Consider the following 17,076-nt stretch of genomic DNA (forward strand, 5'->3'; position numbering starts at 1 on the left):
AATAAAGCGACCAATTTTGCAGTGTTACGAATTGTAAACTGCGAACTGGTCGCTTTTTATTGATGTCATGATTAATTTAATGGATGTAATTATATGATGAAACTTCTGAAGCAGAGATGGTTCTTGATGAAACGATATATTCACCAATCCAGTTCATTTCTGAAATTAGAATACTTCCATCAATATTAACTTTCTCAACGTAGGCTACATGACCAAATGGACCATTTACTGTTTGTAAAATTGATCCTCGTGTTGGGTGTCTATCTACTTTGAAGCCATTGCTTGAAGCTTGGCCTGCCCAGTTTTTAGCATCTCCCCAAAATGTACTAATCGTGTGTCCATCTTTGGCGCGTTTATCAAAGACATACCATGTACATTGTCCAGCAGTATATAAGTTGTTCTTACTTGTGATAAGAGGTTGATCAATGATTTTACCGTTACCTAAAGCTAAAGGTTTACCGTCAGCAGTCTTTGCTTTGTCATTAAATTCGGCGATTTGTAATTCATCATACAATTCGTCTAAATCGATGCCTGTAATAAGCCCTTTGTTATCTTTTGAAAAAGCGTTATTTAATTCATCGTCATTGTCTTCGACATTCGGTATTGCTGGTGTCAAAGGATTGCTTGGTGACGTTTGAGGCGGTGTGTGTGAATCAATTGCGTCATTAATGTGCGTATACTGACCACTTAATGAAGAATGGTACTGATTGTTGTTAAGATCACGTTGATTTGCGTGTTGATGATTGTCGTTTGTACGTGACTGATTTTGATGATTGTTGTTTGGCGCGTTGTTTTTGTCGTATGTATAAGTATACGCGCCGGTGTCTTTATTCACTTTGAATTGTGCGTTTGGGTGTGCTTTCTTTGCTTCTTCTAATGTTTTGCTATCATTCGTGTATGCTTGAGCCGAGTTAGGCGACATACTAAATAAAGTAAGAGTTGTCATCGTCAGTAAAATTGTTTTCTTCATAATAACCATTTAATCCTTTATGTATTTAATTTAATTTTAGTATACACATTTATATTACAAAAATGAATGGTTAATTAAAAATATATGGTTAATTAAAAATATATGGGTATATTCAATATATTTATTTAAAAAAAGCTAAAAATACTTAAAAAACTATATACATATACTAATAATTTATATATTATTTGAGTAAGGAGCACTTTTTCAAAAAATAGTGTCCCTAAAAAGTTTTGATAAACTTAAAATATTCAGGAGGTTTCTAGTTATGGCAATGATTAAGATGAGTCCAGAGGAAATCAGAGCAAAATCGCAATCTTACGGGCAAGGTTCAGACCAAATCCGTCAAATTTTATCTGATTTAACACGTGCACAAGGTGAAATTGCAGCGAACTGGGAAGGTCAAGCTTTCAGCCGTTTCGAAGAGCAATTCCAACAACTTAGTCCTAAAGTAGAAAAATTTGCACAATTATTAGAAGAAATTAAACAACAATTGAATAGCACTGCTGATGCCGTTCAAGAGCAAGACCAACAACTTTCTAATAATTTCGGTTTGCAATAAGCATTCTGAAATTGGCAAAGTCACATTTTCTAATGTGGCTTTGCTTATCATTTTTTAAGAAAACAACTGAAAGGAAATAAGCATGAAAAAGAAAAATTGGATTTATGCATTAATTGTCACTTTAATTATTATAATTGCCATAGTTAGTATGATATTTTTTGTTCAAACAAAATATGGAGATCAATCAGAAAAAGGATCCCAAAGTGTAAGTAATAAAAATAATAAAATACATATCGCAATTGTTAACGAGGATCAACCAACGATATATAACGGTAAAAAGGTTGAGCTGGGTCAAGCATTTATTAAAAGGTTAGCAAATGAGAAAAACTATAAATTTGAAACAGTAACAAGAAACGTTGCTGAGTCTGGTTTGAAAAATGGCGGATACCAAGTCATGATTGTTATCCCAGAAAACTTTTCAAAATTGGCAATGCAATTAGACGCTAAAACACCATCGAAAATATCACTACAGTATAAAACAGCTGTAGGACAAAAAGAAGAAGTAGCTAAAAACACAGAAAAAGTTGTAAGTAATGTACTTAACGACTTTAACAAAAACTTGGTCGAAATTTATTTAACAAGCATCATTGATAATTTACATAATGCACAAAAAAATGTTGGCGCTATTATGACGCGTGAACATGGTGTGAATAGTAAATTCTCGAATTACTTATTAAATCCAATTAACGACTTCCCGGAATTATTTACAGATACGCTTGTAAATTCAATTTCTGCAAACAAAGATATTACAAAATGGTTCCAAACATACAATAAATCATTATTGAGTGCGAATTCAGATACGTTCAGAGTGAACACAGATTATAATGTTTCGACTTTAATTGAAAAACAAAATTCATTATTTGACGAGCACAATACAGCGATGGATAAAATGTTACAAGATTATAAATCGCAAAAAGATAGCGTGGAACTTGATAACTATATCAATGCATTAAAACAGATGGACAGCCAAATTGATCAACAATCAAGTATGCAAGATACAGGTAAAGAAGAATATAAACAAACTGTTAAAGAAAACTTAGATAAATTAAGAGAAATCATTCAATCACAAGAGTCACCATTTTCAAAAGGTATGATTGAAGACTACCGTAAGCAATTAACAGAATCACTACAAGATGAACTTGCAAATAACAAAGACTTACAAGATGCGCTAAATAGCATTAAAATGAACAATGCTCAATTCGCTGAAAACTTAGAGAAACAACTTCATGATGATATTGTCAAAGAACCTGATACAGATACAACATTTATCTATAACATGTCTAAACAAGACTTTATAGCTGCAGGTTTAAATGAGGATGAATCTAATAAATACGAAGCAATTGTCAAAGAGGCAAAACGTTATAAAAATGAATATAATTTGAAAAAACCGTTAGCAGAACACATTAATTTAACAGATTATGATAACCAAGTTGCGCAAGACACAAGTAGTTTGATTAATGATGGTGTCAAAGTGCAACGTACTGAAACGATTAAAAGTAATGATATTAATCAATTAACTGTTGCAACAGATCCTCATTTTAATTTTGAAGGCGACATTAAAATTAATGGTAAAAAATATGATATTAAGGATCAAAGTGTTCAACTAGATACATCTAACAAGGAATATAAAGTTGAAGTCAATGGCGTTGCTAAATTGAAAAAGGATGCTGAGAAAGATTTCTTAAAAGATAAAACAATGCATTTACAATTGTTATTTGGACAAGCAAATCGTCAAGATGAACCAAATGATAAGAAAGCAACGAGTGTTGTGGACGTAACATTGAATCATAACCTTGATGGTCGCTTATCGAAAGATGCATTAAGCCAGCAATTGAGTGCATTATCTAGGTTTGATGCGCATTATAAAATGTACACAGATACAAAAGGTAGAGAAGATAAACCATTCGACAACAAACGTTTAATTGATATGATGGTTGACCAAGTTATCAATGACATGGAAAGTTTCAAAGACGATAAAGTAGCTGTGTTACATCAAATTGATTCAATGGAAGAAAACTCAGACAAACTGATTGATGACATTTTAAATAACAAAAAGAATACAACAAAAAATAAAGAAGATATTTCTAAGCTGATTGATCAGTTAGAAAACGTTAAAAAGACTTTTGCTGAAGAACCACAAGAACCAAAAATTGACAAAGGCAAAAATGATGAATTCAACACAATGTCTTCTAACTTAGATAAAGAAATTAGTAGAATTTCTGAGAAAAGTACGCAATTGCTATCAGATACACAAGAATCAAAAACAATTGCAGATTCAGTTAGTGGCCAATTAAATCAATTAGATAATAACGTGAATAAGCTACATGCGACAGGTCGTGCATTAGGTGTAAGAGCGAATGACTTGAACCGTCAAATGGCTAAAAACGATAAAGATAATGAGTTGTTCGCTAAAGAGTTTAAAAAAGTATTACAAAATTCTAAAGATGGCGACAGACAAAACCAAGCATTAAAAGCATTTATGAGTAATCCGGTTCAAAAGAAAAACTTAGAAAATGTTTTAGCTAATAATGGTAATACAGACGTGATTTCACCGACATTATTCGTATTATTGATGTATTTACTATCAATGATTACAGCATATATTTTCTATAGTTATGAACGTGCCAAAGGACAAATGAATTTCATTAAAGATGATTATAGTAGTAAAAACCATCTTTGGAATAATGTCATTACGTCAGGTGTTATTGGTACAACTGGTTTGGTAGAAGGATTAATTGTCGGTTTAATTGCAATGAATAAGTTCCATGTATTAGCTGGCTATAGAGCGAAATTCATCTTAATGGTGATTTTAACTATGATGGTCTTCGTACTTATTAATACGTATTTACTAAGACAGGTAAAATCTATCGGTATGTTCTTAATGATTGCTGCATTGGGTCTATACTTTGTAGCTATGAATAATTTGAAAGCGGCTGGACAAGGTGTGACTAATAAAATTTCACCATTGTCTTATATCGATAACATGTTCTTCAATTATTTAAATGCAGAGCATCCTATAGGCTTGGCGCTAGTAATATTAACAGTACTTGTGATTATTGGTTTTGTACTGAACATGTTTATAAAACACTTTAAGAAAGAGAGATTAATCTAATGTTGATGAATAGCGTGATTGCTTTAACTTTTTTAACAGCATCTAGCAATAATGGCGGACTTAATATTGACGTGCAACAAGAAGAGGAAAAGCGAATCAATAATGATTTAAATCAATATGATACAACGCTATTTAATAAAGACAGCAAAGCGGTTAATGATGCGATTGCTAAGCAGAAAAAAGAACGACAACAACAAATAAAAAATGATATGTTTCAAAATCAAGCGAGTCACTCGACTCGCTTGAATGAAACTAAAAAAGTGTTATTTTCCAAATCTAACTTAGAAAAGACTTCGGAGAGTGATAAAAGCCCCTATATTCAAAACAAGCAGGAGAAAAAAATATTCCCGTACATTTTGATGTCTGTAGGGGCTTTTTTGACTTTAGGATTTGTCATTTTTTCAATTCATAAAGGGAGACGAACGAAAAATGAATCAGCACGTAAAAGTAACATTTGATTTTACTAATTATAATTACGGCACATATGACTTAGCAGTACCAGCATATTTACCGATAAAAAACTTAATAGCTTTAGTATTGGATAGTTTGGACATTTCAATATTTGATGTCAATACACAAATTAAAGTGATGACGAAAGGTCAATTACTTGTTGAAAATGATCGACTCATTGATTATCAAATCGCTGATGGAGATATTTTGAAGTTACTATAGGAGGAAAAATAGATGGTTAAAAATCATAACCCTAAAAATGAAATGCAAGATATGTTAACGCCTTTAGATGCTGAAGAAGCAGCTAAAACAAAATTACGCTTAGATATGAGAGAGATTCCTAAGTCTTCAATTAAACCAGAACATTTTCATTTAATGTACTTATTAGAACAACATTCTCCATATTTTATAGATGCTGAATTAACTGAACTACGTGACAGTTTCCAAATACATTATGACATTAATGACAATCATACACCTTTTGATAATATTAAATCATTTACTAAAAATGAAAAATTACGTTACTTACTCAATATCAAAAATTTAGAAGAAGTAAATCGTACACGCTACACATTTGTGTTGGCACCAGATGAATTATTTTTCACAAGAGATGGATTACCAATTGCTAAAACAAGAGGGTTACAAAATGTTGTTGATCCATTACCTGTGTCAGAAGCTGAATTTTTAACAAGATATAAAGCACTGGTTATCTGTGCATTCAATGAGAAACAATCATTTGATGCTTTAGTTGAAGGAAACTTAGAACTACATAAAGGAACGCCATTTGAAACTAAAGTTATTGAAGCGGCAACTTTAGATTTACTAACGGCATTTTTAGATGAACAGTATCAGAAACAAGAACAAGATTATAGTCAAAATTATGCATATGTACGTAAAGTAGGACATACCGTTTTTAAATGGGTTGCTATCGGTATGACAACGTTAAGTGTTTTATTAATTGCATTCTTAGCCTTTTTATATTTTTCAGTAATGAAGCATAATGAGCGCATTGAAAAAGGATACCAAGCATTTGTAAAGGATGATTATACGCAAGTACTAAATACGTATGATGATTTAGATGGAAAAAAATTAGATAAAGAGGCACTTTACATTTATGCCAAAAGTTATATCCAAACAAATAAACAAGGTTTAGAAAAAGATAAGAAAGAAAATTTACTTAATAACGTGACACCAAATTCAAACAAAGACTACTTGTTATATTGGATGGAATTAGGACAAGGACATCTTGATGAAGCGATTAATATTGCCACTTATTTAGATGATAACGATATTACAAAGTTAGCGTTGATTAATAAATTAAATGAGATTAAAAATAACGGAGATTTATCGAATGATAAACGTTCTGAAGAAACGAAAAAGTATAACGATAAATTGCAAGATATTTTAGACAAAGAAAAACAAGTTAAAGATGAAAAAGCGAAATCTGAAGAAGAGAAAGCAAAAGCGAAAGATGAGAAATTAAAGCAACAAGAAGAGAACGAAAAGAAACAAAAAGAACAAGCACAAAAAGATAAAGAAAAACGCCAAGAAGCTGAAAGAAAAAAATAGTATAGGACTGAGGCAAAGACAATGCATAAATTGATTATAAAATATAACAAACAATTGAAGATGCTCAATTTGCGAGATGGTAAGACATATACTATTAGCGAAGACGAGCGTGCAGATATTACGTTGAAATCGTTAGGCGAAGTCATTCATTTAGAACAAAATAATCAAGGTACTTGGCAAGCGAATCATACTTCTATTAATAAGGTGCATGTTAGAAAAGGTGACCTTGATGACATTACATTACAGCTTTATACAGAAGCTGATTATGCATCATTTGCGTATCCTTCAATTCAAGATACGATGACAATTGGACCAAATGCATATGATGATATGGTTATTCAAAGCTTGATGAATGCCATCATTATTAAAGATTTTCAATCAATACAAGAATCACAATACGTACGCATTGTGCACGATAAAAATACAGATGTATATATTAACTATGAACTACAAGAGCAATTAACGAACAAAGCTTACATTGGTGATCATATTTATGTTGAAGGGATATGGCTCGAAGTACAAGCTGATGGTTTAAATGTATTGAGTCAGAATACAGTGGCATCGTCATTAATTCGCTTAACACAAGAGATGCCACATGCACAGGCAGATGATTACAATACGTACCATCGTTCGCCAAGGATTATTCACCGTGAACCGACCGATGATATTAAGATTGAAAGACCACCACAACCAATACAGAAGAACAATACAGTGATATGGCGTTCCATTATACCGCCATTAGTAATGATTGCTTTAACTGTTGTCATCTTTTTAGTGAGACCAATTGGTATTTATATTTTAATGATGATTGGTATGAGTACAGTAACGATAGTATTTGGTATTACAACGTATTTCTCTGAAAAGAAAAAGTATAACAAAGATGTTGAAAAACGAGAGAAAGATTACAAAGCTTATTTGGATAATAAATCTAAAGAGATTAATAAAGCGATTAAAGCACAACGTTTTAGTTTGAATTATCATTATCCAACGGTTGCTGAAATTAAAGATATCGTTGAAACGAAAGCACCAAGAATATATGAAAAAACATCGCATCATCACGATTTCTTACATTATAAGTTAGGTATTGCGAATGTAGAAAAGTCATTCAAATTAGATTACCAAGAAGAAGAATTTAACCAACGTCGTGATGAACTATTCGACGATGCTAAAGAATTGTATGAATTTTACACAGATGTAGAACAAGCACCATTAATCAATGATTTAAATCATGGACCAATTGCATATATTGGTGCACGACATCTCATTTTAGAAGAATTGGAGAAAATGCTAATCCAATTGTCAACGTTCCATAGTTATCATGATTTAGAGTTTCTATTTGTGACACGTGAAGATGAAGTTGAAACATTGAAATGGGCACGTTGGCTGCCACATATGACATTGAGAGGTCAAAACATTAGAGGGTTTGTTTACAATCAACGAACGCGTGACCAAATTTTAACGTCAATTTATAGCATGATCAAAGAACGAATCCAAGCTGTGCGTGAACGCAGCAGAAGTAATGAGCAAATTATTTTCACACCGCAATTAGTGTTTGTCATTACAGATATGTCATTAATTATTGATCATGTCATTTTAGAATATGTAAACCAAGATTTATCAGAATATGGTATTTCATTAATCTTTGTTGAAGATGTGATTGAAAGTTTGCCAGAGCATGTAGATACCATTATTGATATCAAGTCTCGTACTGAAGGCGAACTGATTACGAAAGAAAAAGAATTGGTTCAATTGAAATTTACACCTGAAAATATTGATAACGTCGATAAAGAATATATCGCGCGACGTTTGGCGAATTTGATACACGTCGAACATTTGAAAAATGCAATTCCTGATAGTATTACATTTTTAGAGATGTATAACGTGAAAGAAGTAGATCAGCTTGATGTGGTTAATCGATGGAGACAAAACGAAACATACAAAACGATGGCAGTACCTTTAGGTGTAAGAGGTAAAGATGATATTTTATCATTGAACTTACATGAAAAAGCACACGGACCACATGGTTTAGTTGCTGGTACCACTGGTTCGGGGAAATCTGAGATTATCCAATCATACATTTTATCGTTAGCTATTAATTTTCACCCTCATGAAGTTGCATTCCTATTGATTGACTATAAAGGTGGGGGTATGGCGAACTTATTTAAAGATTTAGTCCATTTAGTTGGTACGATTACAAACTTAGATGGCGATGAAGCGATGCGTGCCTTAACATCAATCAAAGCCGAATTGAGAAAACGTCAACGTTTATTCGGAGAGCATGATGTTAACCATATTAATCAATACCATAAGTTATTTAAAGAAGGTGTTGCGACAGAACCAATGCCACATTTATTCATTATTTCCGATGAGTTTGCCGAATTAAAATCAGAACAACCTGATTTTATGAAAGAGCTTGTATCAACGGCACGTATTGGACGTTCGTTAGGTATTCATTTAATACTTGCGACACAAAAACCATCGGGTGTTGTTGATGACCAAATTTGGTCTAACTCTAAATTTAAATTGGCATTAAAAGTACAAGATAGACAAGACAGTAATGAAATTTTAAAAACACCAGATGCAGCAGACATTACATTACCAGGTCGTGCGTATTTACAAGTTGGTAATAATGAAATTTATGAATTGTTCCAATCTGCATGGAGTGGAGCAACATATGACATCGAAGGCGATAAATTAGAAGTTGAAGATAAGACGATTTACATGATTAATGATTATGGTCAACTTCAAGCAATCAACAAAGACTTGAGTGGACTTGAAGATGAAGAAACAAAAGAAAATCAAACTGAGTTAGAAGCGGTTATAGATCATATCGAATCTATTACAACACGATTAGAAATTGAAGAAGTTAAGCGTCCATGGCTACCACCATTGCCAGAAAATGTATATCAAGAAGATTTAGTAGAAACAGATTTTAGAAAATTATGGTCAGATGATGCAAAAGAAGTGGAATTAACATTAGGACTTAAAGACGTACCAGAAGAACAATATCAAGGGCCGATGGTATTACAATTGAAAAAAGCTGGTCACATCGCGTTAATCGGAAGTCCAGGATATGGTAGAACAACGTTCTTACACAACATTATTTTCGATGTTGCAAGACACCATCGTCCTGATCAAGCACACATGTACTTGTTCGATTTCGGTACCAATGGTTTGATGCCAGTCACAGACATACCACATGTCGCTGATTACTTTACAGTAGATCAAGAAGACAAGATTGCGAAGGCGATACGGATATTTAATGATGAAATCGATCGCCGTAAGAAGATTTTAAGTCAGTATCGTGTTACTAGTATTTCTGAATATCGAAAATTATCTGGTGAAACAATTCCGCATGTCTTTATTCTTATTGATAACTTTGACGCAGTAAAAGATTCACCTTTCCAAGAAGTTTTTGAAAATATGATGATTAAAATGACGCGTGAAGGGCTAGCATTAGACATGCAAGTAACCTTAACTGCCTCAAGAGCTAATGCTATGAAAACACCAATGTACATTAATATGAAAACACGTATCGCCATGTTTTTATATGATAAATCAGAGGTGTCGAACGTAGTAGGACAGCAAAAATTTGCGGTTAAAGATGTAGTGGGTCGAGCATTGTTAAGTAGCGATGACAACGTATCATTCCATATCGGCCAACCATTTAAACATGATGAGACCAAATCATATAATGATCAAATTAATGATGAAGTATCAGCGATGACAGAATTTTATAAAGGTGAAACACCAAGTGATATTCCTATGATGCCAGATGAAATTAAATATGAAGATTACAGAGAATCATTAAGCTTACCGGATATAGTTGCTAATGGTGCTTTACCAATTGGATTAGATTATGAAGGTGTTACACTACAAAAAATTAAATTAACTGAACCAGCAATGATTTCATCAGAAAATCCGAGAGAAATTGCGCATATTGCCGAAATTATGATGAAAGAGATTGACATATTAAATGAAAAATATGCGATTTGTATCGCAGACTCAAGTGGAGAGTTTAAAGCTTATAGGCATCAAGTGGCTAACTTTGCCGAAGAAAGAGAAGACATTAAAGCGATTCATCAACTAATGATTGAAGACTTAAAACAAAGAGAAATGGACGGTCCGTTTGAAAAAGATTCACTTTACATTATCAATGATTTTAAAACATTTATTGATTGCACGTATATTCCGGAAGATGATGTTAAAAAACTTATTACAAAAGGACCAGAACTTGGCTTGAACATTTTATTTGTCGGCATTCATAAAGAATTAATAGATGCTTATGATAAACAGATTGATGTTGCACGTAAAATGATTAACCAATTTAGTATAGGTATTCGTATTTCAGACCAACAATTCTTTAAATTTAGATTTATTCAACGAGAACCAGTTATTAAAGAAAATGAAGCATATATGGTCGCAAACCAAGCTTATCAAAAGATTAGATGGTTTAAATAGCAATGAATTAAATAGGAGGGAGGTATGTTATGAATTTTAATGATATTGAAACAATGGTTAAGTCGAAATTTAAAGATATTAAAAAGCATGCAGAAGAGATTGCGCATGAAATTGAAGTTCGTTCTGGATATTTAAGAAAAGCTGAACAATATAAGCGATTAGAATTTAATTTGAGTTTTGCACTAGATGATATTGAAAGCACAGCAAAGGACGTACAAACTGCAAAATCTAGTGCTAATAAGGACAGTGTAACTGTTAAGGGAAAGGCGCCCAATACGTTATATATTGAAAAAAGAAATTTGATGAAACAAAAGCTTGAAATGTTGGGTGAAGATATCGATAAAAATAAAGAATCCCTCCAAAAAGCTAAGGAAATTGCTGGCGAAAAGGCAAGTGAATATTTTAATAAAGCAATGAATTAATATTGAGGTGAAGATATGGGTGGATATAAAGGTATTAAAGCAGATGGTGGCAAGGTTGATCAAGCAAAACAATTAGCGGCAAAAACAGCTAAAGATATTGAAGCATGTCAAAAGCAAACGCAACAGCTCGCTGAGTATATCGAAGGTAGTGATTGGGAAGGACAGTTCGCCAATAAGGTGAAAGATGTGTTACTTATTATGGCAAAGTTTCAAGAAGAATTAGTACAACCGATGGCTGACCATCAAAAAGCAATTGATAACTTAAGTCAAAATCTAGCGAAATACGATACATTATCAATTAAGCAAGGGCTTGATAGGGTGAACCCATGATGAAAGATGTTAAGCGAATAGATTATTTTTCTTACGAAGAATTAACAATTTTAGGTGGTAGTAAATTACCTCTCGTAAATTTTGAATTGTTTGATCCATCAAATTTTGAAGAAGCTAAAGCTGCTTTAATTGAAAAGGAATTAGTAACAGAGAATGACAAGTTAACTGATGCAGGTTTTAAAGTGGCTACATTAGTCAGAGAGTATATTAGCGCAATTGTAAATATTCGAATTAATGATATGTATTTTGCACCATTTAGCTATGAAAAAGATGAATATATTTTGTTAAGCCGGTTTAAAAATAATGGATTTCAAATACGAATTATAAATAAAGACATTGCATGGTGGTCGATTGTACAATCATATCCTTTATTAATGAGACAAGAAAAGTCCAATGATTGGGACTTTAAACAAATTGACGATGAAACATTGGAGAACTTAAATAATGAAAGTATCGATACGATTGGGCGTGTGTTAGAAATTGAAATATACAATCATCAAGGTGACCCTCAACAAAGTTTATATAACATTTATGAACAAAATGATTTGCTACTCATTCGATACCCATTAAAAGATAAAGTACTGAATGTTCATATTGGCGTCATTAATACATTTATACGAGAATTATTTGGATTCAATACTGATGAAAATCATATTAATAAAGCAGAGGAGTAATGACGTTGAGTGGGAAAATTAGTGTTAAAGCTGAAACGATTGCACATGTTGTAAAAGAATTAGAAAGCATTAGTCAAAAGTATGATGAAATAGCTCAAAACTTTGGGAAAATAGCGCAATTAAATTACTACAGTAGTGAAAAAGCTGCACATTCTATGGAAAATGGCTATAGTAGTGCTGCAACAGTCATTAGTGGTCTCAAAGGTCCATTGAGTACACTCGGTGGTGGCGTCATGAATTCAGCACAAAAGTTCTTTGAATCAGATGAACATTGGGGTACGGAATTTGCCAAGCTTTACTATAATATTGAAGGATAGGTGCATGACATGACAAAAGATATTGAATATCTAACAGCTGATTATGATAATGAAAAGTCATCTATCCAAAGTGTAATAGATGCAATAGAGGGTCAAGACTTCTTAGATGTAGATACAACAATGGATGATGCGGTAAGCGATGTCAGTTCTTTAGACGAAGATGGCGCAATATCATTAACAAGTTGTGTAGTAGGTCCACAAGGATCTAAGTTAATGGGGTATTATCAAAATGAGTTATATGATTATGCATCTCAATTAGATTCGAAAATGAAAGAAATTATTGACACGCCATTTATAGAAGATATAGATAAAGCATTCAAAGGTATAACGAATGTCAAATTGGAAAATATATTAATAAAAAATGGCGGTGGTCATGGTAGAGATACCTATGGGGCTTCTGGGAAAATTGCAAAGGGAGATGCCAAGAAAAGTGACAGCGATGTTTATAGCATCGATGAAATATTAAAATCGGATCAAGAATTTGTAAAAGTAATTGATCAGCATTACAAAGAAATGAAAAAAGAAGATAAGAAATTATCTAAGAGTGATTTTGAAAAAATGATGACTCAGGGCGCTTCTTGTGATTACATGACAGTAGCTGAAGCGGAAGAGCTAGAGGAGCAAAAGAAAAAAGAATTGGCAGTTGATATTTTAGCGGGTGTCGGAATTATAGCTTTAACTATAGTCAACCCTGTCGCAGGTGCAGTAGCAGCAGGTGCATATACCGCTTATTCAGCAGCCAATGCAGCCACAGGAAAAAATATTATAACTGGAAGAAAGCTATCTAAAGAAGAACGCATCATGGAAGGACTTTCGCTTATTCCGTTGCCAGGTATGGGCTTCCTCAAAGGTGCTGGGAAAAGTTTAATGAAATTAGGCTTCAAAGGCGGAGAAAAATTTGCAGTTAAAACAGGATTGCAAAAGACAATGCAACAAGCAGTTAGTCGTATTTCACCTAAAATGGGAATGATGAAAAACAGTGTGTTGAATCAATCTCGTAACTTTGCTCAAAATACTCATGTTGGACAAATGCTGAGTAACATGCGTGGTCAAGCAACTCATACTGTTCAACAAAGTAGAAATTGGATTGGACAACAAGCACAAAATGTCAAACGAATAGTGAATAATGGACTTGATAAAGAAATAGCACATCCATTTAAACAACAACTTGCACCAGCGGGAATGGGTGGTATAAAATTTGCTGAAACAACTACTTTGAGAAACATGGGTCAAAACATAAAGCGTGCTGTTACACCACAAAATCACGTGACACATGGTCCAAAAGATAGTATGGTGAGAAGTGAAGGTAAACATAGTGTAAGTAGCCATGAAATTAATTCATCAAAATATGTTGAATCACCAAACTACACGAAGGTTGAATTCGGAAAACACTATGCAAGACTTAGACCTAAGAAACTAAAGGCGAATATTGAATATACAACGCCTAATGGTCACATATATCGGACTGATCATAAAGGGCGCATAAAAGAAGTTTATGTAGACAATCTCTCTCTAAAAGATGGAGATCGTAATAACTATGCGCAAAAAACTGTAGGTGGAGAGGATAGATTACCAGACGATGATGGAGGTCATTTAATTGCTAGAATGTTTGGTGGTTCAAAAGACATAGATAACCTTGTAGCACAAAGTAAATTTATCAACCGTCCATTTAAGGAAAATGGTGAATGGTATGATATTGAAAAAGAATGGAAAAATGCTATTAATTTTGGAAAGGAAGTAAAAAATATTAAAATTGAAGTGAAATATAATGGTAATAGTCAACGGCCAACTATATTTAAGGTTGGATATGAGATTAATAATGAACGAAAAGTTAAAACAATAGAAAACATATAGAGGTGTTAGTATGGGATTTGAAGGTAAGTTAAGTGAAATATACAACAAGATTGCGAATGAGATTGATGGCATGATACCAGTAGAGTGGGAAAAGGTATATACGATAGCCTATGTAAATGATAGAGGAGGGGAGGTCGTTTTTAATTATACTAAACCAGGTAGCGATGAATTGAATTATTACACGAATATATCTAGAGATTATAATGTTTCAGAGGAAATATTTGATGATTTATGGATGAATTTGTATTACTTGTTTAAGAATTTAAGGAATTTATTTAAAGAAGAAGGACTAGAACCATGGACATCATGTGAGTTTGACTTTACAAGAGACGGTAAATTAAACGTATCTTTTGATTATATTGATTGGATTAAATTAGGCTTAGGTCCATTAGCTAGAGAAAATTACTATAAATATAAAAAATTTGGAATTATGCCAGAAATGGATTATGAAATGGAAGAAATTCGAGAAGTAGAGAAATATGTTAAAGAGCAAGAAGAAGAATAGACAATCTTAATGTGAGACTAAACAATAAAGCTTTGTTTAGTCTTTTTGGCGGTTAAGTAAAAAACAATATAGACCGTAAAGTTGATACTCATCAAATAATAATATAAAGATAATTTTATGCTTTTTGTAGATGAAAATCTAAGTATATATAGCTTTAAATACGTAATATGCTATTACAAAATCAATGTATAGGAGATAGGTAAATATGACTACTAAGGAAAATATAGACATTCTTCGAAAGCCAGGTGCACAAGCCTTAAGTTTAGCATCTTTATTTATGATACTTTTTTCATGTCTAACTTTCTTTTTTGGTTTAGATTATGAAAGGTTTCCTAATTATTTAAAGATAACGACAATTATAGAATTAATAATTATCATAATTAGTTTACTTCAATGGATTAGATTTATAGATTTCGAAAAGGAAAGCGCACAGAAATATAAAAAAATATATGCCCGATTTTTAGTCGTTATAAATGTGCTAACTACTATCACTGCAGTATTTGCAACATGTAATCTTTACTATTTTGTTGCTTTACAAAATCATTATGACCTATTCAATTATTGGTTGATGGGCACGATTTCAATCATAATTAGCTATTTGTTATTAGTAATTGGCGGAATGTTCACGTTATTAAAATTACCTAAAGTAACAAAACGTTGGGGTGGTAAAACTAAAACCCATTTTGGTTTATTATTAACCGCGTTGAGCGCATTTATATATATTGAAAGAATTATCGAATATATGTTGGTGCCCAATGTTGTAGAATCCAAGTTTGTCATAATGGTAAGTATCATTATTATTGTTTGTACACAATTTGTAGCCTTTCAATTTATTATGCAATACAGTAGATTCTATATTTTTGAATTAAACACTGAAGATGATGACTAAATAATTTTATAAATTACTATTGGAGTATACTTATATAAAAAATCAACTTCAACGTATATCACCATATTATTTTACACTCAATGATGTGAAAGAATTTGAGTGGATTGATATTAATGGGATTTGATTTTTAGAATTAGAAAAGGAACGCTTGCTTTTGTTGTAATAAGTCTAATAGTTTTCAGTTGTCGGTTATTATTCTGAATATGATTTTATCAATATTATTATAATTGTATTACATATAGTTGTCGGTAAATTTTTATTTACGAAATGGTAAAAAAGTATATACTATTAATATCTTTTTTACTATAATTATAAATAGTTAAATAAATTGAAAGACAAAATAATGAGTAGGAGTTTTATGGTTATTATTTACAAATAATATAATACTAAAAAAGACTCGAAATTATTTGGAATTCCAGTTATCGTAACAATAGTTGCAGTTATTTTAGTTCCATTAGTGAATTTAGGTATGAAATGAGTAATATTAATTTGAAGAAGCATTAAGCGACGTAGAGGTGTTGTTTAGTGCTTTTTATTTAACGGAAATGAAACCAATATCTATTTTGAAAATATAGGGGTGATAACATGGCTTTCGAAGAAAAATTAAGTGAAATGTATAACGAGATTGCAAATAAGATTAGCAGCATGATACCAGTAGAGTGGGAAAAAGTATATGCAATTGCCTACGTAGATGATGAAGGTGGGGAAGTCATTTTTAATTATACTAAACCAGGTAGCGATGAATTGAATTATTATACATATATCCCTAGAGAGTATAATATCTCTGAAAAAGTATTTTATGATTTGTGGACGGATTTATATAGATTGTTTAAGAAGTTAAGAAATGCATTTAAAGAAGAAGGACTTGACCCATGGACATCATGTGAATTTGATTTTACAAGCGAAGGTAAATTATACGTATCTTTCGACTATATAGATTGGATTAAATTAGGTTTTGGCCCAT

15 protein-coding genes and 1 pseudogene are annotated in these 17,076 nt (G+C 32.2%); 15 read left to right on the plus strand and 1 reads right to left on the minus strand.

The genetic code is table 11. The features are described 5' to 3' along the window. Nucleotides 1–76: 76 nt before the first annotated feature. Entirely contained in the window at nucleotides 77–970 is an 894-nt protein-coding gene (locus HMPREF2658_RS09290; protein ID WP_000751203.1) for a CHAP domain-containing protein, read from the minus strand. 265 nt (nucleotides 971–1,235) lie between these two features. Here HMPREF2658_RS09290 and esxA point away from each other — a divergent pair, with 265 nt between their 5' ends. The 15 genes and pseudogenes from esxA to HMPREF2658_RS09360 form a co-directional block, all read left to right on the plus strand. After that, complete coding sequence (esxA, locus tag HMPREF2658_RS09295; protein ID WP_001240826.1) at nucleotides 1,236–1,529, plus strand: WXG100 family type VII secretion effector EsxA; 294 nt, start codon at nucleotides 1,236–1,238, stop codon at nucleotides 1,527–1,529. An 82-nt stretch (nucleotides 1,530–1,611) separates the two neighbouring features. Continuing rightward, the gene (gene esaA, locus HMPREF2658_RS09300; RefSeq protein WP_000728928.1) at nucleotides 1,612–4,641 is read left to right on the plus strand and encodes a type VII secretion protein EsaA; all 3,030 of its coding nucleotides are present in this window, start codon (nucleotides 1,612–1,614) and stop codon (nucleotides 4,639–4,641) included. Further along, the gene (gene essA / locus HMPREF2658_RS09305) at nucleotides 4,641–5,099 is read left to right on the plus strand and encodes a type VII secretion protein EssA (RefSeq protein WP_000928935.1); all 459 of its coding nucleotides are present in this window, start codon (nucleotides 4,641–4,643) and stop codon (nucleotides 5,097–5,099) included. The genes esaA and essA overlap by 1 nt, the downstream gene beginning before the upstream one ends. Next, a complete protein-coding gene (gene esaB, locus HMPREF2658_RS09310; protein ID WP_001071606.1) occupies nucleotides 5,071–5,313 on the plus strand; it encodes a type VII secretion protein EsaB in 243 nt (80 codons plus the stop codon). Before essA ends, esaB begins: the two co-directional genes overlap by 29 nt. Nucleotides 5,314–5,325: 12 nt before the next feature. Next, nucleotides 5,326–6,660, plus strand: a complete 1,335-nt coding sequence (gene essB / locus HMPREF2658_RS09315; RefSeq protein ID WP_000240338.1) for a type VII secretion protein EssB — start codon at nucleotides 5,326–5,328, stop codon at nucleotides 6,658–6,660. Nucleotides 6,661–6,681: 21 nt separating this feature from the next. Then, a complete protein-coding gene (gene essC, locus HMPREF2658_RS09320) occupies nucleotides 6,682–11,121 on the plus strand; it encodes a type VII secretion protein EssC (protein WP_000549267.1) in 4,440 nt (1,479 codons plus the stop codon). Between the two features lie 29 nt (nucleotides 11,122–11,150). Next, nucleotides 11,151–11,543: a type VII secretion substrate EsaC gene (gene esaC, locus HMPREF2658_RS09325; protein WP_001010289.1), complete on the plus strand. Its 393-nt coding sequence runs from the start codon at nucleotides 11,151–11,153 to the stop codon at nucleotides 11,541–11,543. A gap of 15 nt (nucleotides 11,544–11,558) precedes the next feature. Next, nucleotides 11,559–11,873 carry a WXG100 family type VII secretion effector EsxB gene (esxB, locus tag HMPREF2658_RS09330; RefSeq protein WP_000509668.1) on the plus strand — a complete coding sequence of 105 codons (315 nt, stop codon included), beginning with the start codon at nucleotides 11,559–11,561 and terminating at the stop codon, nucleotides 11,871–11,873. Next, complete coding sequence (locus HMPREF2658_RS09335; protein ID WP_000655877.1) at nucleotides 11,873–12,547, plus strand: DUF5081 family protein; 675 nt, start codon at nucleotides 11,873–11,875, stop codon at nucleotides 12,545–12,547. Before esxB ends, HMPREF2658_RS09335 begins: the two co-directional genes overlap by 1 nt. Continuing rightward, on the plus strand, nucleotides 12,547–12,864 hold the full coding sequence (gene esxD, locus HMPREF2658_RS09340; protein WP_078162178.1) for a type VII secretion system extracellular protein EsxD: 318 nt from the start codon (nucleotides 12,547–12,549) through the stop codon (nucleotides 12,862–12,864). Before HMPREF2658_RS09335 ends, esxD begins: the two co-directional genes overlap by 1 nt. Before the next feature lie 9 nt (nucleotides 12,865–12,873). Next, nucleotides 12,874–14,718, plus strand: a complete 1,845-nt coding sequence (locus HMPREF2658_RS09345) for a DNA/RNA non-specific endonuclease (RefSeq protein WP_000159010.1) — start codon at nucleotides 12,874–12,876, stop codon at nucleotides 14,716–14,718. Nucleotides 14,719–14,728: 10 nt separating this feature from the next. Next, entirely contained in the window at nucleotides 14,729–15,223 is a 495-nt protein-coding gene (locus HMPREF2658_RS09350; RefSeq protein ID WP_000505237.1) for a TIGR01741 family protein, read from the plus strand. Between the two features lie 205 nt (nucleotides 15,224–15,428). After that, the gene (locus HMPREF2658_RS09355; RefSeq protein ID WP_000208391.1) at nucleotides 15,429–16,112 is read left to right on the plus strand and encodes a DUF5079 family protein; all 684 of its coding nucleotides are present in this window, start codon (nucleotides 15,429–15,431) and stop codon (nucleotides 16,110–16,112) included. Nucleotides 16,113–16,226: 114 nt separating this feature from the next. Continuing rightward, a pseudogene (locus HMPREF2658_RS14930) lies at nucleotides 16,227–16,339 on the plus strand (DUF5080 family protein); the annotation flags it as partial. Nucleotides 16,340–16,697: 358 nt separating this feature from the next. Then, a partial coding sequence (locus HMPREF2658_RS09360; protein WP_070854365.1) for a TIGR01741 family protein occupies nucleotides 16,698–17,076 on the plus strand: 379 nt, incomplete at its 3' end.

Origin of the sequence: Staphylococcus sp. HMSC062H10 (assembly GCF_001836945.1) — a bacterium.
In the GTDB taxonomy this organism is placed as follows: domain Bacteria; phylum Bacillota; class Bacilli; order Staphylococcales; family Staphylococcaceae; genus Staphylococcus; species Staphylococcus aureus.